Annotated in this window: 19 protein-coding genes; 10 read left to right on the top strand and 9 right to left on the bottom strand. The window is 43.6% G+C overall.

The window, feature by feature from the left end; genetic code table 11:
* Positions 1-216: 216 nt before the first annotated feature.
* From ACZW67_RS06195 to ACZW67_RS06185, 3 genes are all read left to right on the top strand, one after another.
* Positions 217-1,080: an AAA family ATPase gene (locus tag ACZW67_RS06195; RefSeq protein ID WP_465182556.1), complete on the top strand. Its 864-nt coding sequence runs from the start codon at positions 217-219 to the stop codon at positions 1,078-1,080.
* 105 nt (positions 1,081-1,185) lie between these two features.
* The gene (locus tag ACZW67_RS06190) at positions 1,186-2,409 is read left to right on the top strand and encodes a vWA domain-containing protein (protein ID WP_465182555.1); all 1,224 of its coding nucleotides are present in this window, start codon (positions 1,186-1,188) and stop codon (positions 2,407-2,409) included.
* A 257-nt stretch (positions 2,410-2,666) separates the two neighbouring features.
* Positions 2,667-3,884: a globin domain-containing protein gene (locus tag ACZW67_RS06185; protein ID WP_465182554.1), complete on the top strand. Its 1,218-nt coding sequence runs from the start codon at positions 2,667-2,669 to the stop codon at positions 3,882-3,884.
* A 140-nt stretch (positions 3,885-4,024) separates the two neighbouring features.
* On the opposite strand, the gene ACZW67_RS06180 is transcribed toward ACZW67_RS06185, so the two are convergent.
* From ACZW67_RS06180 to ACZW67_RS06150, 7 genes are all read right to left on the bottom strand, one after another.
* Positions 4,025-4,840 carry a phosphodiester glycosidase family protein gene (locus ACZW67_RS06180; RefSeq protein WP_465182553.1) on the bottom strand — a complete coding sequence of 272 codons (816 nt, stop codon included), beginning with the start codon at positions 4,838-4,840 and terminating at the stop codon, positions 4,025-4,027.
* A 72-nt stretch (positions 4,841-4,912) separates the two neighbouring features.
* A complete protein-coding gene (locus ACZW67_RS06175; protein WP_465182552.1) occupies positions 4,913-6,712 on the bottom strand; it encodes an FMN-binding glutamate synthase family protein in 1,800 nt (599 codons plus the stop codon).
* Between the two features lie 204 nt (positions 6,713-6,916).
* On the bottom strand, positions 6,917-8,050 hold the full coding sequence (gene rtcA, locus ACZW67_RS06170) for an RNA 3'-terminal phosphate cyclase (protein WP_465182551.1): 1,134 nt from the start codon (positions 8,048-8,050) through the stop codon (positions 6,917-6,919).
* Positions 8,051-8,215: 165 nt separating this feature from the next.
* Positions 8,216-8,440, bottom strand: a complete 225-nt coding sequence (locus ACZW67_RS06165) for a hypothetical protein (RefSeq protein ID WP_110922718.1) — start codon at positions 8,438-8,440, stop codon at positions 8,216-8,218.
* Between the two features lie 459 nt (positions 8,441-8,899).
* Positions 8,900-9,358 carry a DIP1984 family protein gene (locus ACZW67_RS06160; protein WP_465182550.1) on the bottom strand — a complete coding sequence of 153 codons (459 nt, stop codon included), beginning with the start codon at positions 9,356-9,358 and terminating at the stop codon, positions 8,900-8,902.
* 59 nt (positions 9,359-9,417) lie between these two features.
* Positions 9,418-10,125 (bottom strand): DUF4145 domain-containing protein, encoded by a 708-nt coding sequence (locus tag ACZW67_RS06155; protein ID WP_465182549.1) that lies wholly within the window; start codon positions 10,123-10,125, stop codon positions 9,418-9,420.
* Positions 10,126-10,262: 137 nt separating this feature from the next.
* The gene (locus ACZW67_RS06150) at positions 10,263-11,495 is read right to left on the bottom strand and encodes an RtcB family protein (RefSeq protein ID WP_197131194.1); all 1,233 of its coding nucleotides are present in this window, start codon (positions 11,493-11,495) and stop codon (positions 10,263-10,265) included.
* A gap of 254 nt (positions 11,496-11,749) precedes the next feature.
* Here ACZW67_RS06150 and rtcR point away from each other — a divergent pair, with 254 nt between their 5' ends.
* Together rtcR and ACZW67_RS06140 are read left to right on the top strand one after the other, a co-directional pair.
* On the top strand, positions 11,750-13,462 hold the full coding sequence (rtcR, locus tag ACZW67_RS06145) for an RNA repair transcriptional activator RtcR (protein ID WP_465182548.1): 1,713 nt from the start codon (positions 11,750-11,752) through the stop codon (positions 13,460-13,462).
* A gap of 106 nt (positions 13,463-13,568) precedes the next feature.
* Positions 13,569-14,339, top strand: coding sequence for a hypothetical protein (locus ACZW67_RS06140; protein ID WP_465182547.1), 771 nt, complete (start codon positions 13,569-13,571; stop codon positions 14,337-14,339).
* Positions 14,340-14,496: 157 nt separating this feature from the next.
* On the opposite strand, the gene ACZW67_RS06135 is transcribed toward ACZW67_RS06140, so the two are convergent.
* Positions 14,497-15,324, bottom strand: coding sequence for an IclR family transcriptional regulator (locus ACZW67_RS06135; RefSeq protein WP_465182546.1), 828 nt, complete (start codon positions 15,322-15,324; stop codon positions 14,497-14,499).
* Between the two features lie 176 nt (positions 15,325-15,500).
* Between ACZW67_RS06135 and ACZW67_RS06130 the strand changes: the two genes are divergently transcribed.
* From ACZW67_RS06130 to ACZW67_RS06120, 3 genes are all read left to right on the top strand, one after another.
* Entirely contained in the window at positions 15,501-16,685 is a 1,185-nt protein-coding gene (locus ACZW67_RS06130) for an acyl-CoA dehydrogenase (protein ID WP_465182545.1), read from the top strand.
* 205 nt (positions 16,686-16,890) lie between these two features.
* Positions 16,891-18,099 (top strand): CaiB/BaiF CoA transferase family protein, encoded by a 1,209-nt coding sequence (locus tag ACZW67_RS06125; RefSeq protein WP_465182558.1) that lies wholly within the window; start codon positions 16,891-16,893, stop codon positions 18,097-18,099.
* 147 nt (positions 18,100-18,246) lie between these two features.
* Entirely contained in the window at positions 18,247-19,308 is a 1,062-nt protein-coding gene (locus tag ACZW67_RS06120; protein ID WP_465182544.1) for a histone deacetylase family protein, read from the top strand.
* 86 nt (positions 19,309-19,394) lie between these two features.
* Here ACZW67_RS06120 and ACZW67_RS06115 read toward each other — a convergent pair whose 3' ends face one another.
* On the bottom strand, positions 19,395-20,159 hold the full coding sequence (locus ACZW67_RS06115) for an IclR family transcriptional regulator (protein ID WP_465182543.1): 765 nt from the start codon (positions 20,157-20,159) through the stop codon (positions 19,395-19,397).
* Positions 20,160-20,376: 217 nt separating this feature from the next.
* On the opposite strand from ACZW67_RS06115, the gene ACZW67_RS06110 reads away from it, so the two are divergent.
* Both ACZW67_RS06110 and gabT read left to right on the top strand, forming a co-directional pair.
* On the top strand, positions 20,377-21,876 hold the full coding sequence (locus ACZW67_RS06110) for an NAD-dependent succinate-semialdehyde dehydrogenase (RefSeq protein WP_465182557.1): 1,500 nt from the start codon (positions 20,377-20,379) through the stop codon (positions 21,874-21,876).
* A gap of 182 nt (positions 21,877-22,058) precedes the next feature.
* Positions 22,059-23,333, top strand: coding sequence for a 4-aminobutyrate--2-oxoglutarate transaminase (gabT, locus tag ACZW67_RS06105; RefSeq protein ID WP_197100077.1), 1,275 nt, complete (start codon positions 22,059-22,061; stop codon positions 23,331-23,333).
* Positions 23,334-23,589 lie beyond the last annotated feature (256 nt).

Here is a 23,589-nt window from a genome sequence, read left to right as displayed (position 1 = left end):
TTATGTGAGATGCTCTACCTATAATGAGAAAGTTATACTATGTTTATTAATCAAGAAATTTATTAATCAAGAAATTTAGCAATCGCGAACGCATGAGTATTTTGGCAATGAACAAGGCTGTGCTAATCTAAATGATTGTTTATTTTCCATCGATTACTTTTAATAATTTGATGGCTCCTAACAGCCTTAATGTATAACAATAACTGAGACTCGATTATGACCACGACTGACAAGACTAAGAAAAGCTTTACCGGTACCAGTAGTTATATTGCTACCGACGATTTACAGCTAGCGGTAAATGCAGCAATGACGCTACAAAAGCCACTGCTGATCAAAGGTGAGCCGGGTACAGGTAAGACGCTACTGGCAGAAGAGGTTGCAGAAAGTTTAGGTATGCCACTTATCACGTGGCACGTCAAATCGACGACTAAAGCTGAGCAAGGTCTGTATGAGTACGATGCCGTATCGCGTCTGCGGGATTCGCAGTTGGGCGATGATAAGGTCTATGATATTGCCAACTATATCAAACCAGGTAAGCTATGGGATGCGTTTACCAGTAAAGAGCGTACGGTATTATTGATTGATGAGATTGACAAAGCAGATATCGAGTTTCCAAATGATTTGCTGCATGAGCTAGATAAAATGTCGTTTTATGTGTATGAAACGGGCGAAACCATCACCGCCGCGCAGCGCCCAGTGGTCATTATTACTTCAAACAATGAAAAAGAGCTACCAGACGCATTTTTGCGTCGCTGTTTTTTCCATTATATCGACTTCCCTGAAGAGCAAACCATGCGTCAAATCATTGAGGTGCATTTTCCTGATATCCAAGAAAAACTGGTCAATGATGCGCTCGATATCTTCTATAAGCTGCGTAATATTCAAGGTCTTAAAAAGCCACCATCAACGTCTGAGCTGGTCGATTGGTTGACCTTGTTACTCGCTGATGATATGGCACAAGCAGAGCTAGAAGAAAACTTGCGTGGTGAAAAATCAATTCCGCCACTATATGGTGCATTATTGAAAAATGAAGCCGATGTGAGCCTATTACAGCGCTTTGCCAATATGATGCGTCGCTAGCCTGTCAGCATTAGAAGGTGACTTAACTGCCTTGTTATCATGGTTTGAGCTTACAAACACTAGGCTCAGTCATAACCCAATCAGCCAATAAGTGATGCGTAGCTTATGTTTATCAAACTGTTTTATACCTTGCGTACTTACGGCGTACCAGTCAGTACACGTGAACTACTCGATTTAAATGCTGCGCTTGAGCAGGGGCTGATGATGCAGCCGCATCCCGAAGATTCCACACTGACTACTTTTGCCAGTCGCGAAGATATGTATCGATTGATTCGGCTATGCATGGTCAAAGACGAGCGCCACTTCGATAAGTTTGATCGGGCAATGGCGGATTATTTTGAAGGTGCCGACAGTTTAGATTTGGATGAGCTATTGGCCAAGCTGACGGACGTGCCTAAAGAGTGGTTAGACTTGAAGTTAGACCCAAAAAATCTAACCGAAGAGCAGCGTCGACTACTCAAAAAGTATGGCTCGCTAGAGGAGCTAATGAAAGCGCTGGAGGAGCGCCTTAAAGAACAAAAAGAACGTCATCAAGGTGGTAGCAAATGGGTTGGTACAGGTGGTACTTCACCATTTGGTGCCTATGGCGATCACCCAGAAGGCGTTCGGGTCGGCGGTGAATCTCGTAAGCGCAGCGCGGCCAAAGTCTGGGAGCAGCGTAAGTATCGAAATCTCGATGACGATAGTCAACTTGGTACGCGCCAAATTCAGATGGCGCTGCGTAATTTGCGTCAGTTTGCACGTACTGGCAGTGCTGATGAGCTTGATATCAAAGAGACCATTAGGCGTACAGCGAAGAAAGGCGTGCTCGATATACATATGCAGGCTGAACGCCGAAACCGTGTGAAAGTACTGATGTTGTTTGATGTAGGCGGCAGTATGGATGTTCATGTTGAAGCGCTTGAAAAACTATTTTCTGCGGCAAAAAATGAGTTTAAAACCTTAGAGTTCTTTTATTTTCACAACTGTCTTTACGACTATGTGTGGAAAGACAATAATCGTCGTCATAGCGCACCGATGCCAACCTATGAGCTGCTGAATAAGTATGGGCGGGAGTATCGAGTTATATTTGTTGGTGATGCGTCTATGTCACCCTATGAATTGATGACAGTGGGCGGTAGCGTTGAGTATATGAATAATGAGGCGGGTATCGTATGGCTGAAGCGGGTACTTGATCATTTTGATAAAGTCGCTTGGCTCAATCCGGAAAATCCTACATATTGGCAATATACTCAAACCATCGTTGAAATCAAAAAACTCGTGGATAACAAGATGTATCCCATGACCTTGCATGGCGTGGAAGAGATGACTGGTTACTTAGCACGGTAGTTTTGACATCTACCCTAATTTATAAAGTCTATTAAGTCTGATTGAATCCTTATGAGAGCAGCCGTTATGACAACATAATGGCTGCTTTTTTTGTTTAAAAATAAGCAATATGACAATTCGGCATTGGTATGCTGAGTAAAACATGATAACATTCATTTTAAATGAATCTTATAAGTATTCTTATTTAAGATATTTACTTAAAGATTCTTATCTCCTGTTTTTTAATATATCAATTCGATCACACACTGAGAAATAACATGGCTTCACCAAAAACATTAGAAATCGTCACGGCAACCGTTCCTGTACTTGAAGAACATGGCGTTGCGATTACCACCGTATTTTATAGAAACATGTTTAATGAGCATCCTGAGCTGTTAGATATTTTTAATGAGACCAATCAAAAACTAGGACGTCAACAGACCGCTCTAGCTACAACAGTATTAGCCGCTGCCAAGCATTTGGACAAATTGGCGACGCTATTGCCACAAGTGACCCAGATTAGCCATAAACATAGAGCGTTACAGATTTTGCCTGAGCATTATCCTATCGTTGGCAAGCATTTGATCGGGGCGATAAAAGAAGTGCTAGGAGAGGCAGCCACTGACGACATCATTACCGCTTGGACAGAAGCCTATGATGAGATCGCTTCGGTATTTATTCAGATTGAACATGGCATGTATGAGCAGGCGATGTGGAAAGGTTTTGCGCCTTTTAAAGTCACCGAAAAGGTAGCGGCTGCTACGGATATCGCAGCCTTTACAGTAGTGCCAGTCAATCAGAGTGAGAACAATGCAAACAATGACTCAGCAAACAGTCAAGATATTGACCTGAGTAAATTGAAGCTAACCGCTGGCCAATATATAACGGTGAAAACAGATCCAGCAGACAGCGATCATATTGCGCTGCGCCATTATTCTTTGTACTCTGCCAGTACCGATACGGGCATTCAGTTCGCTGTTCGACGTGACAATCGCAATGAGCATCATGGCTTGGTCTCTAACTATATGCATGATCAATTAGAAGTCGGTGACACGGTGTTATTATCGGCACCAGCTGGTGACTTCGCGCTTAATCAAGATTTGGTACAACAGAATGAGATTCCGTTGGTATTGATGAGTGCTGGGGTTGGAGTTACACCTGTACTGTCTATGTTAGAGGCGCAAGTACTGGCCAATCCGAAACGACCTATTGTTTGGGTTTATGCGTGCCAAAATGCCACACATCATGCTTTTTCTGCTCAGGTAGAGGCCTTACTCGCAAAAGCTGAAAACGTAGAAAAGCATATCTTTTACTTTGAGTCTGGGCAGCTATTAGATGCTGCATGGCTTGAAACATTGCCTAAGCCTGCCGATATCTATGTATGTGGATCAATGCCATTTATGGAAAGTATGATTGATGGGTTAGTGGGATTAGATCATGGTGTCGATAGTGTCCATTATGAACCGTTTGGCCCTAAAATGAGCTTGGGTGGTTAGTTTTTAGCGATTGTTAACCATTAATTATTACCAATAACAAAAAAAGCACTTGGATGACAACGTCATTTCAAGTGCTTTTTATTGAACGCAATATGAGAAGCAATAGGAGTTAGATATTAACATTGAAATATAGATGCGTATTACTCTTTATTTTCAACCACACCAATCATGACGCCCATCTCTTTTTTGTCATGCTTATCAATATTAGGCGCATATAACGCCGATGCTATCCCGCCATCTAAAAACAGTGCATTCGGGCAGCTTAAATTGTCTTTAAATAGGGATGCAAATTGATAAAACGTGACGGGTTCATCGCTATTGACGAACTGTATCGTGCCATCATCACACACGCCTGCACCATTACGAATCTTAAGTGAGGTGCTATCAGGTTTGAACTGTGGATGTATTTCGTTGTTGATGACGAGCATAGGGCCTGATTGGGTGGCATACCAAGGCTGTGCTTTGCCCTCTGCAAGCAACTCATTTAAGGCATTACTTTCTGTAATCTGTACCTTCCCAGACTTATCCCACCACATGACCCCATTAGGTAGCAGGTGAAAATTACCGCCGCCTTCATTGAGGTTTAATGCACGAACTTCTTTACCTTCAATGATGGTGTAGCCAATCGGTGCATAGTCTTTATTGTACATACCCGCATTCATGGAAAAGCTAAGCGCTTGATTGCTTGGTAATGTCGACATCAAATTATCAAATGTTAGCAGAGGCTGATCACTCTCAGACTGTTGCCAAAACAACTTTAATGAGTAACGGCCATCAATCAATGCTTCCGCTTTAATACGACAAGCACTATAAGAAAAAGGCGCATTCTGAGACTGACATGACCAGTTTTCTGTGTCGCTATGAGTGGCAGCAGTATCTATTGGCTGGCAGGCGCTGATACTAAATGAGAGCAGGGCGACTGTGTATAAAGGTAAAGTATGAGAAAAACTTGGCATTAATTATGGGTCTTTTATCATAAGGAAAGAGATATCAGTAGTCATGGCTCACCGATGATGAATCGCTAATGCTTACTCACTGCTAGGTGGAAAGTCGCGAAAGGTATTATTGACATTGCCCATCATGATACCAGTAGTATTATTGTTTGCTTGATCGCCTGCTTTTAAGGTTGGTGCTTGCGTTTGTTTGCCTGTATCACGCGAGTCCTTATTGTACGCAATCAATGCGTCATTATCGGCAAGGAAACTATCCGCTGTCGACATCACCCACATCTGATTAAACACGTCTGCACGGGCACTTTGATCAAGTAATGCACCTCTGTCGGTAAAATAAAAGAACTTCGATAATAGTTTGATCTGTCCATCGTCTAAACGACGCGCAATATGGTAAGGCTGTAGCTGGCTTGGATGTTGCAAGCCGACTGCGCCTACGATACTGGCAAGCGATTTTAGCGTGTTTTTGTGGAAGCTTGCGACGCGCTCGGCTTTATTTGGGACATCAAGCGCTTTTTGGCGATAAGGATCTTGAGTCGCTACACCGGTCGGGCAAGTGTTGGTATGACAAGAGCGCGACTGGATACAACCAACCGCAAACATAAAGCCGCGCGCTGAGTTACACCAGTCTGCACCCAAAGCAATCATACGAGCGATATCAAAGCCAGAGACGATTTTGCCACTCACGCCTAGTCTAACCTTGTCACGAATACCTGCACCAACTAAGGTGTTATGAACCAACAAAAATCCATCAACCATTGGCATGCCGACATTGTCCATGAATTCGACAGGTGCGGCACCAGTACCACCTTCAGCACCATCAATGACGATAAAGTCAGGATAGTTATCCATTTCAATCATGGCTTTAACAATCGCCATAAACTGCCAAGGCTGACCAATACATAGCTTAAACCCAACAGGTTTGCCACCTGATAATTCACGTAACTGCTGCCAAAATGCCACGAGCTCACGCGGGGTACTAAAAGCGGTATGTGAAGAGGGCGATATGCAATCTTGACCAAGTGGTACTTGACGCGTGTCAGCAATCTCTTGGGTGATTTTCTCCGCTGGTAGCACGCCGCCTTTACCCGGCTTAGCGCCTTGCGATAGTTTGATTTCGATCATTTTGACTTGCGGATCGACGGCTTTTTCTGCAAAAGACTGTGCATCAAAATTGCCATTGGCATCGCGGCAACCGAAATAACCCGTACCCAATTCCCAAATCAAATCGCCACCGAACTTGCGATGATGAGGGCTGATCGCACCTTCGCCCGTATCGTGAGTGAAGCCGCCTATTTTGGCACCTTGGTTGAGCGCCATGATGGCATTAGCAGACAAGCTACCAAAGCTCATTGCTGAGATATTGAATACCGACATCTCATGCGGCTGCTGACAACGTTCACCACCGACCATAATTTTAAAGTCTTTATTCTCTAAAGGTTGGCTGACCGCTGATTGTAAAAACCACTCTTTGCCATGCGCATATAGGTCATCTAGCGTACCAAACGCATTGGTATCACTGACGTTCTTAGCACGCTGATAGACCAAAGCACGCTGCTGGCGCGAAAACGGTACTTGTTCTTTATCATCCTCGAGCAAATATTGACGAATCTCTGGGCGAAAGTCCTCTAATACATAGCGGACATGACCTGCGATAGGGTAATTATTCAAGATGGCATGCTTGGATTGAATGACATCGTAAATGCCCAAAGCTACCCCAAATCCACCAATGAGAATCAGCCACCAGTTCAATAATAACAACCCTGCTAAAAACAGAAAAACGGCTGCAGCAAAGGTGCTATAGCGCAACAGTACACCGATTAAATAGGGCGAATTACTTTTTGGTTCAGGATTTAGATTGGTACGAGATTGGGGCATAGCGAGGCTCGGTAATAAAACATGGAAATTAAAAAACGCGGTAATTATATATAACAGATAAAAATAATTTGTCTCAAGCATCAATACGTATGATGTCGAGAGCAAATAATATTTATCTTAACTTATAATTAACGCGCATATTGTACGGTTATGATATCACGGCTTAGTGATAATTGAGTAAGGTATGATTGTGCCATGACTTTCTCAACAAATCACTCGTACCAAAGTTTTCTGCTCATCAATCGCCTCAAACTTAATGTCAACAGGCAAAAACTGCTCAATCAGCCATGCTTGAGTTTCAGTATGTTGACTGATAATTCGTGCGGTAAATTCGCCACCACCAGATAACGCCATTGGCAATAATAGTTGATCGGTAAGATATTCATTGACCAACGCATCGGTTTTAAAGAGATAACGTTTAATCAAGCCTGCTAGTCGATTACCCATTTTCTCAGCTGACGTGCGTTTTTCGCCCAGTAGCGTAAATATTTCGTGATGCAGATGGTCGCTACACTCATGAGTAACCTGTGCATAGCAGGTATTGCCTTCACCGATACCATCCAGCTTATTGGTTCTAGTAGTAATAAGTGCGTCATCTACTCCGCTTTCAAGCAGTACGGATTTAGCGCTGGCAAGCTCGCGTTTGCCAATGTCATATTCTAAATTTAGGACACTGGCTACTAATACGATATTTGTCAGCGCTCCACGTTCGGTTAGGTGTAGTGGCTTGGAATCAGCACGGCGCATGAATGGTGTAATGGTCGTCTTAATCAGGCCGCCACCGATGGGCGCAAAGCCCGCTTGCACGCATTCAATATCAACTTGCATACCTAATTTCGTCAATGCAGGAACGAATGCCTGCTGCAAAAAGTCCGTGGTTGGCGCTAGAGGATTGTGCGTACCGCCTTTTATACTCACTGTTGAATGAGTATTTTGATCTGTATTGGCAAAAAGTAGAGCAGGGAGTAGCGTTTGTAGCACGAGACTGGTACTGCCAGCCGAACCAATATCAAAATGGTAATCACCTGATCGAATCGCACTAGGAACAAAGCGAAATGATGAGCTGCCCAACACTGCGCCTGATACGCTAGCGTTCGATATCTGCTGCGAGGCTTGTACGCACATCAGGTGTTGACGCATTAGCCCAGGTTTGGCTCGCCCAGCGCGAATATTGGTCATTTCGATGGGTATGCCTGTCAGCATCGATAATGAGAGAGCGGTACGAATGATTTGTCCGCCACCTTCGCCAGTGCTGCCATCTATTTTTAGGGTCGCATGCTTGATGCTCGCAGTATGGCTGCTGGCAGTACTGGCGCTATGGTTAGGTATAAAGCTCATTGGTACACTCTCAGGTTTGATTTGTTGTAGTGTCACACTTTTTATTGTATTTGGTCGTGCTTAACGCGCCATAAAATAAAGAGCCTAAAAAATACGGTATGACGCATATTTTTTAGGCCCTGTTAATCTATCAATTTATCAAGGTTTAGCTTTAGATATCAACGTTTAGCCGTTGAATTTCTTCGCTATTAGATCTTTGATAAATGCCACAACAGCAGCGCTGTGCTCAGAGTTTTTGATCTCATCTAATAGCTCAGCTTTTGACATGCTTTGGTATCTTTGTATGTCTTCGCTGCTGATGTTTTTTGCGCTGTCGATCAAGCCTGATAGGCCGTTTTCATCGTTATCACCACCAGTTACGGCGCCTAACATATCATTCATGTTCATCATGGGTATTTCCTCATATAAAAGTTATTATCAAGTTTTTCAATGTGAAAGTGCTTATAAATCTGCGCTGTGGTCACATACCGCACACACTTTAGTTTACCGCATCTATATTCGTTTAGGGGTATTAAAGTCACCCTTTTTAGATGATAATTATGCGTCGGGAAGATGGGTTTTAGCCAAAATTTTCACATGGCTTATGATCAATGGTTTTAAAAATAAGATTGAAACCGACTGTCAGTGTCTGGTGATAAGGTCTAAATAGTGCGGTGTAACAAGTGACGAGTAGGGGCATGAATAGTAAAAAAGACGTTTGCCCGCAACGCCAAGTAGCCACTGCAGTATTTGTTCAACCCCCTGTTGTGGAGTGCGGGGTCTTAACACTCGCCCAGTCGGTTCCAAAAGGGTGTTCTATAGTCATTCCACTATAAAAGTAGTCATTTAAAAGTAGTGATTTAAAAGCAACTATTCTGCTAAATCGATTTGCCAGTTATTGGACTGAATCACAATATTGATTTGCCGCAGTTTCATGGCAATATCGTCTGCTTGTTTCTGTAAACTAGCCACGGATACCATGACGTTGTATTTAATCTCACGATGGCTATAACGATCCGTTTCGGTATGCATGGCTGCTATGGCATCGATCAATAGTTTATGGCGCATCTCTAAGGTATCGCGCTCTACCAACAGCGTTAGCATCGATTGACCGTTATCCGTCTTTGCAATTGCATTGGTACGGTGAATACGTTCAATTAGGTTGGACAACTCAGCGATGATTTGGCTGGCATCAACCATCAATGCGTTTGGGTCCTCAGATGGCGTATCGCCTTCTTGGACTTTGATATTGGCGTTGATACGGCCCTTAATTTGAGCTAGCTTATTTTGCATATCGCTACGGATCAGTAGGGCTTCTGCGAGTTTCATTTTGATTTTCCTTAAGAGGTTAAAATGTTTAACCTCAGTTATCTCTTTTAAGCTATCTATTAGTCTGGAGTAATGGGATTACTTTTTATTTTTCGCTGGACGTCCTTATCCTGTCCTAGTTGCTTAATTTGTGCTAAACGCTGTTTACGCTCATAACGGCTGACATACCATTCTTCTATGAGCATTTCTATCAAACCAATTAGCAGACTTGCTTCGTTCTCATCGACCTCAACAATTTGGTTGATGTCTTTTTCCATGTGAGCACCAATATTGCCAACTTTTCGCACGACATCAATAGCTTCCCAAGTATCAGGATTTATTTCATCTTTTATAGACTCAATTTCTTGAAAAAGATTCTGAGGCTTTACATTCCAAAAATCTCTTATCATTCCTTGCAAGCATCGTCGAGCTAATGTTGCTGATGCTTTAGGACTCAAGCTTAGAATTAGACAGGCTTCTTCGTAGTCTTCTTTTATAGCTTTTGGTACATAATCAGGTAGAGGTTTTGCAGAAGATTGTGGGCGTAACTTCCAACGATTTAATAATTTTCCAAATCTATAAGATGGGTGAGTTGCCTTGATCTCTTGTATTTTTGCTTGTACTGTGAATTCTTTGCATTTTGGATTAGGGCAAGTAATAGTTTCAAAACTCAAATGTAATCTGCCATACTTATTCCCATTTTCAAAGTTTAAGTAGTCTGAACTAATGTTGTCTTCATCTATTATCGAATGATGAGAGCAGTACGGACATTGCCAAGATTTACTCATTTTATATTCCTTTTATTCTTTAATTTGAAGATATACATTTTAGTTTTACACTTTACTATACATTGTTTTATATCAGCCAAGCATAGCTTGGCTCTTGCGAAGCTAAAAAGGTCTCCCAGACCTTTTATTAACGCTTCTCACCCTTTAACACAAACCACCTGACGCAGTGTATGTACCACTTCTACCAAATCACTTTGCGCTTGCATTACATCATCAATATTTTTATAAGCTGCTGGAATTTCATCAATCACATCCGCATCCTTTCGGCATTCTACGCCCGCAGTCTGCGCGATTTGATCGGCGACCGTAAATACCTTTTTGGCCTCAGTACGTGACATGATACGACCTGCACCATGCGAGCAAGAGCAAAACGATTCTTCATTACCTTTACCGCGCACGATGAATGACTTGGCACCCATTGACCCCGGAATGATGCCGTATTCACCAACGCGAGCACGGACAGCGCCTTTGCGGGTCACAAACACTTCTTCGCCATAATGTTGCTCCTTTTCTACATAGTTATGATGACAGTTTACTGCTTTTACGGCTGCATCAAACGGCTTGGGTATGATTTGGCGTAGGGCTTTAATCGCTTTTTCCATCATGATTTCGCGGTTTTTAAAGGCAAAGCGCTGCGCCCAACCAACCGCAAACCAATAGTCATCGAAATGTTCTGTACCCTCGGCAAAGTAGGCTAAATCTTTATCTGGCAAGTTGATAAACCACTTGCGCATGTCCTCACGTGCCAGCTCAATAAAGTAGCGTCCGATGGCATTACCCACACCGCGTGAGCCTGAGTGCAGCATGATCCAAACTTGGTTGGTCTCATCAAGGCATACCTCGACGAAATGGTTCCCCGTACCCAGCGTACCCAAATGGTTAAGGTTGTTGGTGTTTTTAAGCTTAGGGTGCTTTTGGGTTATATAGTTAAAGTCATCAACCAGCGTACCCCAACCATTCATTACGGTGTCGTCAGGGTTCGCCCACGCGCCAACATCACGGCGTGATCCGCGACCACGCGTTTTACTACGACCATGTGGAATCGCTTTTTCTAGTTCGGTACGCAGACCAAGCAAACTATCTGGCAAATCGTTCGCGGTTAGGGTGGTTTGTACTGCCATCATTCCGCAGCCAATATCTACGCCAACGGCAGCCGGAATAATCGCTTCTTTGGTTGGCAGTACGGTACCAATAGTCGCGCCAATACCGACATGCACATCGGGCATCACCGCAAGCCATTTATATACAAACGGCATTTTTGAGGCTTTGATCAATTGGTCGTGTGCTTTTGGATCGACAGGGACGCCCTTGGTCCAAAGTCTGATAGGCGTTCCACCGTCTTGAATGATGTTATGAGTGGTTGGTTGCATGTTGTATTCCTTAGCGTTGCAAAGTTTGTTTATTATGAAAGATGATGCTTACTTTATATAGTGCTAAGGGCGTGCCAAGTTTTTATGATATTTTAAATTTATTTGTAAGTAATTGATAGTAAATGGTTTAATTCTTACGTGTTTTTCAAATAGATAAATTTACTTAACCATGGGCTAAAAATATATAGAAATAAAACTAACTAGATAGAAAGTAATATACTATTTGCTAATGATAATCAGTGATAAGTAATATTATGAATAGTGATTCGAACAACAAAACCGCCGTCATCGGTTTCCTCGGCACCACTTTAGATAATGGCTTTAATGACAAGCGTTGGCAAAGATGGCGTCCGACGGTCAGTCTAGGCTTACATGATGAGTTGTTGGTCGATGAGCTGCATATCTTATATAGCAAGCGCGATAAGCGCCTATTTAAAATCATTGTCGATGACGTGGCGCAGGTTAGTCCGCATACGCAAGTGATTGGTCATCATGTAGCGTTGACCAGTCCGTGGGATTTTGCAGACGTTTATGCTGAGCTGTATGACTTTGCTGCAGGGTTTGATTTTCAAGACAATACTGATTACTTATTACATTTGACCACGGGTACGCACGTGGCGCAGATTTGCTGGTTCTTGTTGGTAGAGGCAGGATTTATTCCCGCTGATTTGATTCAGACTTCTCCTTGCACAAGACCCGACCAAGCTGATCCGCAAGGGCGCTATCAAGTGATTGATTTGGATGTCTCAAGATATGATGGCTTACGTGAACGTTTTGAAGCAGAAAAACAGCAACATTGGCAAACCTTGCAAGCCAATCTAGTCACCCAGAATACCGCTTACCAAAAGCTCATCTCCGATATCGAAAAGGTCGCCACCCGCTCAACCGCACCCATACTACTGATGGGCGCAACAGGGGCAGGCAAGTCACAATTAGCAGGCCAAATCTACGCGCTCAAAAAAGCCAAAGTTAGCAGCACGCAAGGCAAAAACACGCTTGATGCGTTCGTCGAGGTAAACTGCGCCACGCTGCGTGGTGACACCGCCATGAGTGTGTTATTCGGTCATGTCAAAGGGGCATTTACGGGCGCTGCGACGAGTCGAGATGGGCTACTAAAATCAGCCGATGGTGGTTTATTATTCTTAGATGAAATCGGTGAGTTGGGGCTTGATGAGCAAGCGATGCTATTAACTGCACTGGAAGAGCAGCGATTTTATCCGCTTGGTAGTGATACACCGATTAGCGTGTCGTTTCAGCTGATGGCAGGCACCAATAAAGACTTGCGGCAAGCGGTTGTGAATGGCGAGTTTCGGGCAGATTTATTTGCGCGTCTCAATACATGGACATTCTTTTTGCCATCCTTGAAAGACCGATTAGAGGATTTACCGGCCAATATCGACTATGAGTTAGCGCGTTTGGGTAGCGAGCAGCAGCAGCAGTATCGATTTACGCCAGAAGCAAGGCAGCGTTATGAAGCTTTTGCGATGAGTGCGGATGCAACATGGCAGGGGAACTTTCGTGATTTGACTGCCAGTATGATTCGTCTGACCACGCTGGCTGAAAGTAAGGTGATTCGCAATGATGATGTACAAGCGGAGATTGAGCGCTTAACGCATCTTTGGGAATTGCCTGATAGTTTGAACGGCTCTAATATATTGAGTAATAGTATAGGCAATAACTCAACTAAAAATAGCCCCAATACTACTTTATATAGTGAAACCATCGAGCAGGGTAGCCATAATATTTTAAGAAAATATCTCGATGAAGACATATTGACAACTATTGATCCGTTTGATGCGGTGCAACTCGCGTATGTGATTGAGGTGTGTATTAATCATAAAAATCAAGCGGCAGCTGGGCGCTATCTATATGCGAGTTCGCGCGATAAGCTAAAAAGCCCGAACGATAGTGATAGATTGCGTAAATATCTGCTGAAGTTTGGGTTGAGGTTTGATGAGTTGGGGTAAAGGCGTTTTAATTTCATTATTAGTGAGGAAGATAGTGAGTAATTTTTAAAGGTTCATCGCAAGCGCAGGTAAAAATAGTGTCATTAAATAAATAGGAGCTGTTGTTATGTTGTTTGATCCACTAAGACGCAGAGAAACTGCAATGATCGATTTCTTAATCAATACGGAATATGACTCGGAAAGACCGATGGGTAATGTGGCTTTGAGTAGTATTAATATGCTTATTGGTGATTGGATAGTCGGCTTGAAATCAGAAACTGAGGCTATCTTACCTAGTCGCATTGAATGGATGCAAATAGCTATTGATTCGGATGAAAATTTTAAAGGTTTATATGAAAGTGCAACTTTCCACAAATATAATCTATACAAATATTTAGCACTTGCAAAATGGTTACATACAGGCGTAGATAGCCAAGTGGCTTGGCAACATGCCAGAGTCATTTTTGCTGACAACTACGTCTCTGGAGATTGGTATGGCAAAAGAAAGTTTAGAACCAATGCTTTAGATGACTATTTAGCTCTATGTATTCAAGCAAAAAATTATCAAGCTGGGATTGACGAGTTTGAGAAATATCATAGGCAAATAATCATTTCACTGAAAAGAAAAAGGATAACACCTAGAGAGTATGGGTATTTAGTTTGTCAAAACAAACTAAACCCAGTTTATGACGATGCAACTATGATTGAGTTAGGTAGAAAGATGCTTGTAGCTAACTTAGAAGATCACCCGTGGTTAGGCTATGGTCAGTACTCTACAGCTGCTATGTGGTTAAAGATAGTTTATTGGTGTCACAAAAAGAACTTAACACCAGAGCAAAACCTGCTTCAGTGTTATGAAAATATGCCTAACGTTCCTAAACCAGATTTTATCTCATAGTATGTAAATCACTACGAATTGCCCCGTGGTTGTTTAAGTCTCAATGTTTCAAGAGAGTACGACAATAAAAACACGAAACAAAAAACCTGAAATTAAATAAGGTAATGTTCGCATTCTGATAGAAGCAGCAAACGAGCACTCTTGCACACAGCTACTGCTAAACCCCACCACCAATCCGCTCAGCCAATGCCTGCAATTTTGTCACTATCATCGCCGCATAGTCATCCGCTTCCCAATTAGCGCTTGGTACACTGGCATTCAGCGAATACGCGTATTGTCCTGTTGCAACATCATAGACGCCAACCGCGACTGCCAGTATGTCAGTAGAAAACTCCCCATCAGACACGGTATAGCCGTATCTTTCATAATGCTCTGCCGCGCTGGCTAGGGCAGTTTGCGCATGGTTATAATCCTCTGTAGATAACTGCTCTTGTAAATTACTATCAATCACAGCCTGTCTTGCTTGTGAGCTTGCCGTATAAAAAGCCCGTCCAATCGCAGTGCGTGCTACTGGAACTGCTGAGCCAACCTGTAAATTTACCGATAGGCGAGCAGGGCTACGACAACAAGCGTGATAGCGCATTTCTCCTTCGACTTCGGTAGCCAAATTCACCGATACTTCATTTTCACTAGCAAACTGCCGTAATAGTGGTTCAGCTGCTGCCATCATATCGTGGCGACTCCACGCGGTAGCACTGAGACGTACAGCACTACTGCCCAATTGATACTGTCCGTGCTCAGTGACACGTAAAAACCCGAGCGTGGTTAAGGTATGGATAAGGCGGGTAATAGTTGCCTTTGGCAGATTTGTCATCTGACACAATTGCTGATGAGTGAGCCTATCATCATGTTCAAATGCTGTGAGCAAAGACAGCCCACGGCCCAGTGCCGTGACGAACTGCCGATCATTATCTTCCTTGCTTTGCTCAAGCGTGGTCGTCATTCGTTCCAATAGCGGAGTAGCTGTTGATAAGGGTTTTGTCATTTTATACTCGTCTTTTTGGGATAAAGGTTTACAGCGTGGCTAAATTTTGCTTAAATGGTTTTAAATTATGAAACTAAGTTTCGCACAGCGGAATTATTAAGTCAATAACCTATTATCTAAACCTATCTATTAATCACAATTCGTCAGTCAGGATGACTGATACCAAGGAGATCCACATGGCAACATCTACTAGCCCACGCTTTGATTGGGAAGATCCTTTTTTACTACGTGACCAGCTCACTGAAGAAGAGCGCATGGTCACCGACAGCGCGCGTCAGTTTTTTCGAAAAGAGTTGATGCCTGGCATTATTGAGGCTAATCGCAATGAGAATTTCGATCGTAATATCATGCGTCAAATGGGTGAAATGGGCCTGCTAGGTGTCACAATTGAAGGTTATGGCTGTGCTGGCTTATCGAGTGTCGCCTATGGTCTGATTGCCAAGGAAGTGGAAGCAGTAGATTCGGGTTACCGTTCAGCGATGAGCGTGCAGTCAAGCCTAGTGATGCATCCTATTTGGGCGTACGGCACAGAAGAGCAGAGAGAGCGTTATTTGCCTAAGCTTGCTTCGGGTGAGTATGTTGGCTGCTTTGGTTTGACTGAACCAGACTCGGGGTCAGATCCTTCATCAATGTCTACTCGTGCGCGCGCTGTAGATGGCGGTTATGAGTTGACGGGTAATAAAATGTGGATCACCAACAGTCCTATCGCTGACGTATTTGTCGTGTGGGCCAAAGATGATGCTGGCGAGATTCGCGGTTTTGTTTTAGACAAAGCCATGAAAGGATTATCTGCGCCGAAAATCGAAGGCAAGTTCTCATTACGTGCATCAGTCACAGGTGAGATTGTCATGGACAAAGTATTCGTTCCTGAAGCCAATGCTTTCCCAGATATTCGTGGTCTAAAAGGGCCATTTGGCTGCTTGAACAAAGCCCGTTATGGTATCGCTTGGGGTTCGATGGGTGCGGCTGAATTCTGTTGGAAAGCCGCTCGTCAGTACACGCTCGATCGTAAGCAGTTTGGTCGTCCGCTTGCCGCAACGCAGTTGGTGCAGTTGAAGCTTGCCAATATGCAAACTGAAATCACGTTAGGTCTACAAGCAGCGCTACGCGTGGGTCGTTTGATGGATGAGGACAATGCAGCACCTGAGATGATCTCACTCATTAAACGTAATAACTGCGGCAAGGCGCTTGATATCGCTCGCATCGCTCGTGATATGCATGGCGGTAACGGTATCTCTGATGAGTTCCATATCATCCGTCACGTCATGAACTTAGAGGCTGTTAATACTTATGAAGGTACGCATGACATCCACGCGCTAATTTTGGGTCGTGCGCAGACAGGTATTCAAGCGTTCTTTTAAACTGAATTTAAGTTAAATATTCAGATTTAGGACACGCCCTAACGTACGTTGCTGCTTGGCTTTTTGTTAAAAGAGCATTAGCAACAGTGTACGTTTTTCAGTTGTTCTTCATGATTTAACTGCTTGGCAATTACATCCTGAATAACAATTTTATGATTAAAAAATCAAAAAATACGCGACAGAGTAAGGGAATCTCATGACAGATATGATTGATATGGCTAATATGCCAAAGGGCGCATTGCATGGTATCAAGGTGCTCGATTTATCGAGAGTGCTGGCGGGCCCTTCTTGTACACAAGTACTTGCTGACCTTGGTGCCGAAGTTATCAAAGTCGAGCGTCCTCATATCGGTGATGAGACGCGTCATTGGGCACCGCCAATATTCAGCGATAACACCTCCGCTTATTACGCTACGATTAACCGCAATAAAAAATCGCTGACGGTAGATATCACTACGCCAATAGGGCAAACCATCATTAAGCAGCTAATCGCTGACAGTGATATCTTGGTCGAAAATTTTAAAGTCGGCGGTCTAAAAAAATACGGCTTGGATTATGACAGTCTAAAACAGTCCAATCCGCGTCTGATTTATGCATCATTGACGGGGTTTGGTCAGACTGGTCCCGATGCCGCGCGCCCCGGTTATGATTATATTATCCAGGGATTGTCAGGGCTGATGAGTATCACAGGCCCTAGTGATGGCGAACCGCACAAAGTTGGCGTGGCAGTGGTTGATTTGTTTGCAGGTTTGCAGCTAACGATTGGTATTCAAGCGGCACTGCTGGCGCGCCAAAATACTGGACTTGGACAACATGTCGATGTGGCGTTGCTTGATAGTGCACTCGCCATGCTGGCCAATGTCGGTATGAATCATTTAGCATCAGACAAAGTACCACCAAGACTGGGTAATCAACATCCTAATATTGTGCCGTATCAAGTATTTTCTGGCGAGGGCGAGCAGCACTTTATTTTAGCCTGTGGTAACGACAGTCAGTTTGCCAAACTGTGCAATGTGCTTGCAGTTGATTGGCATACCGATGAGCGCTTTACGACCAATCCACAACGCGTTGCCAATCGCGAACTGCTGTGCAGCGATCTGACTAAGCATTTTGCCAAGCAGTCACGTACCTATTGGCTAGAAGTTTTAGATCAAGCAGGTATTCCATGCGGCGCGATTCATAATGTGGCTGAAGCCTTGGCTATGCCGCAAGCACAAGCAAGGAGTATGATTGTTAATTTCACCGAGCAAGGCAGTCCAGTCAGAGCACTTGGCAATCCTATCAAATTGTCCGCATCACCGGTCACTTACCGTACGCCACCACCGCAGTTGAGCGAACACACTGATAGTACGCTTGCTGATTTGGGCTATGACAGTGAGATGATCGCTAAGCTAAAAGCTGATGGGATCGTTTAAAGTAGCGTCGGCAGCCGTATATTTACAATGAGACATGATAAAAATAATAGCTAGGAACTGGAACTTCTTAAACAAAGCAACGTTAAGTAAAGCAGTATCACAACAAATAATGTAAAACCAAGTAGTGTCAAACAAGGAATGTTGAGCATGAAAATATACAGCCATGAAAACCTAAGTCTGCATAGACCGTTACCTTATTTTTCTTATGGACAGATGCATGAGCCGTTAGAAATACCAGAGCGTATGGTCGAGTTTTTGAAAGCGCCAGCGGCTTTAAGCCTAGAAGTGACGACTGCTATCGATGTTGGTATCGGGCCAATATTAGCGGTACATGACTTCGGTTATGTTGAGTTTCTTAAGCATGGCTATGATGAATGGATGGCAGTAGAGGAAGACTTGGGCGCGCAGGTGCAAACAGGAGTTTTTGTGCCATATGACAATCCCGGTATTGGTATTATGGCAAAAGCAGCGAAGTATCAAGCAGATGATAGTGCACCCATCAGCGAGCATTCTTGGACGTCTATCTATTGGTCGGCACAGACCGCGCTCAACGCTGCCGAAGCACTGTTAAATGATGAAAAGTCAGATACCGAGCGTGCCGACTGTCATATACAGCTTTTCTTTTCACGGCCGCCTGGTCATCATGCGCGTAAGAGCGCCGCAGGTGGGTTTTGTTATCTGAATAATGCCGCCATCATCGCTGAACATCTACGCCAGAAATATGCAAAAATCGCTATTATCGATACGGATATGCATCATGGACAGGGTATCCAAGAAATATTCTATGACCGTAAAGACGTGCTTTATACTTCAGTACATGGCGACCCCGTTAACTTCTACCCAGCAGTAACAGGGCATGCGTTTGAAAAAGGCATAGGCGAAGGTGAGGGCTACAACATCAATTTCCCGATGCCACATGGCACCGATGAAGTGGGATTTTTTGAGTATGTTGATAAGTCCATTGAAGCGATGACGCTATTTGACCCTGATGTTATCGTTCATGTATTGGGCTTTGATGTTTATGAAAATGACCCAGAAGCGAGATGTGCCGTGAGTACAGAAGGGTTTAAGATCTTGGCGCAAAAGATGAAAGCGCTAAACAAGCCATTGATTGTCTTGGTTGAAGGTGGCTATTATATTCAAAAGCTCAATGATAATTTGCAAGCATTTTTATCGGGGCTTATCTCAGAAGATAACAGTAATAGCTAGCTGACATCGCTGAAAGCTTAGTAGCGTTAAAAGTAAATCGATAGCAGGGTTTTGTAAGCCAAACCCTGCATCTATACTTTTATTCTTTATGAGTGAGTAATTAACCCCAAACGCTGTTCAATTTGCTCAGCCAATTCAATCAATACCGCACTCACTTCCTCACGTCTAATCTCATACTCTCCCTGCAAAAAACTTACCGCCATACCAGCAATTGCAATACCTGATGCATTACGAATGTATGTGCCCAAGCAATACATGCCATCACGTAGCTGTCCATCGTCCAGTGAGATGCGGCTACTATTAATCTTGGTCATTTCAGTTGCCAATGACTCAAAGTCAGACACACAGTTGTGGTTCAATGGCTCAGGAAATACGTCCTCATACAATGATTTTATGGTGTTCATCGACATGGTTGAGAGCATGGCTTTACCCGTAGCAGAGAAAACCGCAGGCACACGTACACCCGCACGGAAGGTGAAGCCGAGCGGGGCAGGCGACTCATGACAGGCCAAAAATACCACTTCTCCCAAGTCCAGTTTTGACAACGTCACCGTATGTTGGAGTAGCACAGGATATTGCGTAATAAGGTCTTTAAATAACTGGATGACGCCTTGCTGCTGCTCGTACTTGCCCGCCCAGTACATTAGATATGAGCCCAGATGAAAACGACTATCAGCATCTTTATAAATAACGTGTTTGCTTAATAGGCTTTGCAAGATATTGTGGGTTGAGCTACGAGGTAGCTCAAGTTGCTTAGCAATATGAGCAGCAGTTAATGGTTGAGGGCTATCTGTAATTAAATCTAAAATCTGAAACGTTTTGTCCAAGGCTGGAACGGCAGTTGTGCTCATAAAGTAACCAAAAAGTGAAGTGAGGGAAACATAATTAGGATAATAGCAAAAATTTCAATTAAAAAAGGAATAAGGGTTGCAAAGTGTCTCATATCATTCCTATAATGATGTCTCACATATGGAATTGTTGTACAGTATATTGAACAATAAGTCGTTTATCAATAACTGTTTTACTCCTCTATCAAGTGGTCATCTTATTAAGAGTTATAAATTGGCAATGAGCTTGCCGACAAGGAGCATTACTATGACAAAGCCCACATCAAATATAAAATTATCCAATTCAGATTTGCTTAAACAACAGTGTCTAACCAAAGACGGTTGGCATGGTTCTAGCGATGCCGCGACCCTCGATGTAACCAACCCTTTTAATGATGAACTCATTGGCACAGTGCCAAGCCTCACCACCGAAGACGTCAATGACGCTGTTGCCTATTCTCATGAAGCGCAAATTGTTTGGGCAGCCAAGACTGCAAAAGAGCGTTCAGAGCTATTGCAAAAATGGGCAGACCTCATCGATGCTAACAAAGAAGATCTCGCTATCATCATGACGGCTGAGCAAGGTAAGCCCTTGACTGAATCACGCGGCGAAATTGGTTATGCCAATAGCTTCATTCGTTGGTTTGCAGAAGAAGGTAAGCGCGTCTATGGCGACGTCATTCCTGCCAATAGTACACAGCTACGTCATGTCGTGCTTAAGCAGCCAGTTGGTGTTTGCGCCGCTATTACCCCTTGGAACTTTCCAGCAGCGATGATTACCCGTAAAGCCGCTCCTGCATTGGCAGCTGGCTGTACGATTATTATCAAGCCTGCGACTGAAACGCCGTTTTCTGCCTTGGCACTGGGTGCATTAGCAGAAGAAGCGGGTATTCCAGCAGGGGTTATACAGGTAGTGACTGGAAAATCTTCGGTGATTGGTGAAATCCTAACGGGTGATGCACGTATTCATAAGCTGTCATTTACAGGTTCTACGGAAGTGGGTCGTACGTTGATGGCTCAGTGTGCACCAACTATCAAAAAACTGTCGTTAGAGCTAGGTGGCAATGCCCCGTTTATCGTCTTTGATGATGCGGATCTTGAAAAAGCAGCGACAGGTCTTATCGCGTCTAAATATCGTAATGCTGGTCAGACTTGTGTTTGCGCTAACCGTGTGTATGTCCAAGACAGTATCAAAGATGAGTTTTTAGACATATTTGTCAAAAAAGTCGCCGCGCTAAACGTCGGTAACGGTATGGATGAAGGCGTCGATATCGGTCCTCTCATCAATAAAAAAGCCCTAGATAAAGTACAAGCGCTACTCAAAGATGCATTAGATAAAGGTGCAAAGCTTATCACTGGCGGTAGCACTAACAGTGCCTCAGAGCTGGCATACAATCCGACCGTTATTACGGATATCAGTAGTGATATGGATATCGCGTCTGAAGAAATTTTTGGCCCTATCGCTACCATCTTTACCTTCAAAGATGAAGCAGAAGTTATTCGTGCTGCTAACGATACTATCTATGGCTTAGCGGCTTATTTCTACAGTAATGATTATGCTCGTTCATGGCGTGTGACGGAAGGCTTAGAATACGGAATCATCGGTCATAACACGGGTCTGATTTCTACAGAAGTAGCACCGTTTGGTGGTGTGAAGCAGTCAGGCTTTGGTCGTGAAGGCTCAAAATATGGCATCGAAGATTACGTAGTAACCAAGTACTGGTGTTCTGACGTTAGCTAATATAGTCATTCCACTATATTGAATCGACTATATAACGATCGATAAAATGTAATACCCATTCTAATAGTAGCCATTGTGATGGTACTAATAATACTAGTACCAATTGCAATGACATCGATAGTAATAATATTGATAGTAATGAATTTAATATAACCAACACCACATGAAAAAAGGACATTCTGATGACCACGAACACCCAAACCACTAACGAAGCATTACTTGCCCGCCGTAAAGCTGTTTTACCTACCGGCCTTGGTATCGCGTTTCCTATCTTTGCCGAAAGAGCAAAAAACTCAGAGATTTGGGACGTTGAAGGCAAGCGTTATATTGATTTTATTGGTGGTATCTCGGTATTAAATACTGGTCATAGTCATCCAAAGATTACCCAACGTGTGCATGAGCAAGTCGACAAATTCACGCATACTGCTGCACAAATTGTTAGCTATGAAAGCTACGTTGACCTTGCAGAAAAGCTGTGTGAAAAAGCACCTATCAGCGGTCCAACCAAAGCATTGTTTTTGACCACTGGTGCTGAAGCCGTCGAAAACTGCATCAAGATCGCTCGTGCGAAAACCCGTCGCCCAGGCATCATCTCTTTCGTTGGTGGCTGGCATGGTCGCACCATGATGTGCATGAGCTTAACTGGTAAAGTATTGCCATACAAAAAGAACTTTGGCCCAATGCCTGGTCCTGTATTCCACGCATTGTTCCCTGCTGAAGAGTTAAACATCACAGAAGCACAAGCACTGCATAGCCTTGATATGATTTTCCAAGCCGACATCGATCCAAGCGAAGTAGCGGCAATGATTATTGAGCCTATTCAAGGCGAGGGTGGTTTCCATCAAGTAACCCCATCATTTGCCAAAGCACTACGTGAGATTTGTGATGAGCATGGCATTGTATTGATTTTTGATGAAGTCCAGTGTGGCTTTGCCAGAACAGGTACTTTATTCGCAGGCGAGCAGTTAGGTGTGGAACCAGACTTGATGACCACGGCTAAGAGTTTGGCTGGTGGCTATCCTGTATCAGCAGTTATTGGTCGTGCCGACATTATGGATGCACCGCAAGTAGGTGGTTTGGGTGGTACGTATTCTGGTAGCCCGATTGCGTTGGCGGCAGCACTGGCTGTAATAGAAGTGATTGAAGAAGAAAACTTGCTTGAGCGTAGTGTCGTGATTGGCGATACCATTGCCGAATTTTTAAAAGGCTTAAATCTAAGCAGCATTGGTAACATTCGTTATAAAGGTGCCATGCTAGCATTTGATTTGGTTGATAGCGAAGGCAAGCCAGATGCTGCTGCAACTGCCAACCTGAAACAGAAATCTTTTGAGCAAGGCCTGTTACTAGCGTCTTGTGGTATGTATGGCAATGCGATCCGCGTAATGGTGCCATTGACGGTCGAAGATGAAATCCTACAAGAAGGTCTTGATATCATTGGCGGCATATTAACTGCTTAATTTGAACAGCAATGTTTTAAAGGCAGTGATTTAAAAGCAATGGTAAGCCTGTCCTGAGAGTAATTAAGAGTACTTACTCTGAGTGATTGAATGAATAACGGCGCCTTGCATGACAAGACGCCGTTATTTTTTTGAGCGGGCTTTTATTACGACCAACATACAAGGTTAGGGTCTGTTGAACATTCAAATATTAGGGCTGCTGATCGCTAAAATTTCACCAAACTAGGCACAAGCCGACGATAATGTCGAGACCTTA

This window comes from Psychrobacter sp. TPE 89C (genome assembly GCF_055522395.1).
The sequence above is the reverse complement of the archived record's forward strand: the minus strand, read 5'-3'. Positions and strand labels throughout refer to the sequence as shown.

Coding starts and splice junctions, on each gene's coding strand:
- ACZW67_RS06195 (WP_465182556.1), top strand. CDS start 217: ATGACCACGACTGACAAGACTAAGAAAAGCTTTACCGGTACCAGTAGT.
- ACZW67_RS06190 (WP_465182555.1), top strand. CDS start 1,186: ATGTTTATCAAACTGTTTTATACCTTGCGTACTTACGGCGTACCAGTC.
- ACZW67_RS06185 (WP_465182554.1), top strand. CDS start 2,667: ATGGCTTCACCAAAAACATTAGAAATCGTCACGGCAACCGTTCCTGTA.
- ACZW67_RS06180 (WP_465182553.1), bottom strand. CDS start 4,840: ATGCCAAGTTTTTCTCATACTTTACCTTTATACACAGTCGCCCTGCTC.
- ACZW67_RS06175 (WP_465182552.1), bottom strand. CDS start 6,712: ATGCCCCAATCTCGTACCAATCTAAATCCTGAACCAAAAAGTAATTCG.
- rtcA (WP_465182551.1), bottom strand. CDS start 8,050: ATGAGCTTTATACCTAACCATAGCGCCAGTACTGCCAGCAGCCATACT.
- ACZW67_RS06165 (WP_110922718.1), bottom strand. CDS start 8,440: ATGATGAACATGAATGATATGTTAGGCGCCGTAACTGGTGGTGATAAC.
- ACZW67_RS06160 (WP_465182550.1), bottom strand. CDS start 9,358: ATGAAACTCGCAGAAGCCCTACTGATCCGTAGCGATATGCAAAATAAG.
- ACZW67_RS06155 (WP_465182549.1), bottom strand. CDS start 10,125: ATGAGTAAATCTTGGCAATGTCCGTACTGCTCTCATCATTCGATAATA.
- ACZW67_RS06150 (WP_197131194.1), bottom strand. CDS start 11,495: ATGCAACCAACCACTCATAACATCATTCAAGACGGTGGAACGCCTATC.
- rtcR (WP_465182548.1), top strand. CDS start 11,750: ATGAATAGTGATTCGAACAACAAAACCGCCGTCATCGGTTTCCTCGGC.
- ACZW67_RS06140 (WP_465182547.1), top strand. CDS start 13,569: ATGTTGTTTGATCCACTAAGACGCAGAGAAACTGCAATGATCGATTTC.
- ACZW67_RS06135 (WP_465182546.1), bottom strand. CDS start 15,324: ATGACAAAACCCTTATCAACAGCTACTCCGCTATTGGAACGAATGACG.
- ACZW67_RS06130 (WP_465182545.1), top strand. CDS start 15,501: ATGGCAACATCTACTAGCCCACGCTTTGATTGGGAAGATCCTTTTTTA.
- ACZW67_RS06125 (WP_465182558.1), top strand. CDS start 16,891: ATGATTGATATGGCTAATATGCCAAAGGGCGCATTGCATGGTATCAAG.
- ACZW67_RS06120 (WP_465182544.1), top strand. CDS start 18,247: ATGAAAATATACAGCCATGAAAACCTAAGTCTGCATAGACCGTTACCT.
- ACZW67_RS06115 (WP_465182543.1), bottom strand. CDS start 20,159: ATGAGCACAACTGCCGTTCCAGCCTTGGACAAAACGTTTCAGATTTTA.
- ACZW67_RS06110 (WP_465182557.1), top strand. CDS start 20,377: ATGAGCTTGCCGACAAGGAGCATTACTATGACAAAGCCCACATCAAAT.
- gabT (WP_197100077.1), top strand. CDS start 22,059: ATGACCACGAACACCCAAACCACTAACGAAGCATTACTTGCCCGCCGT.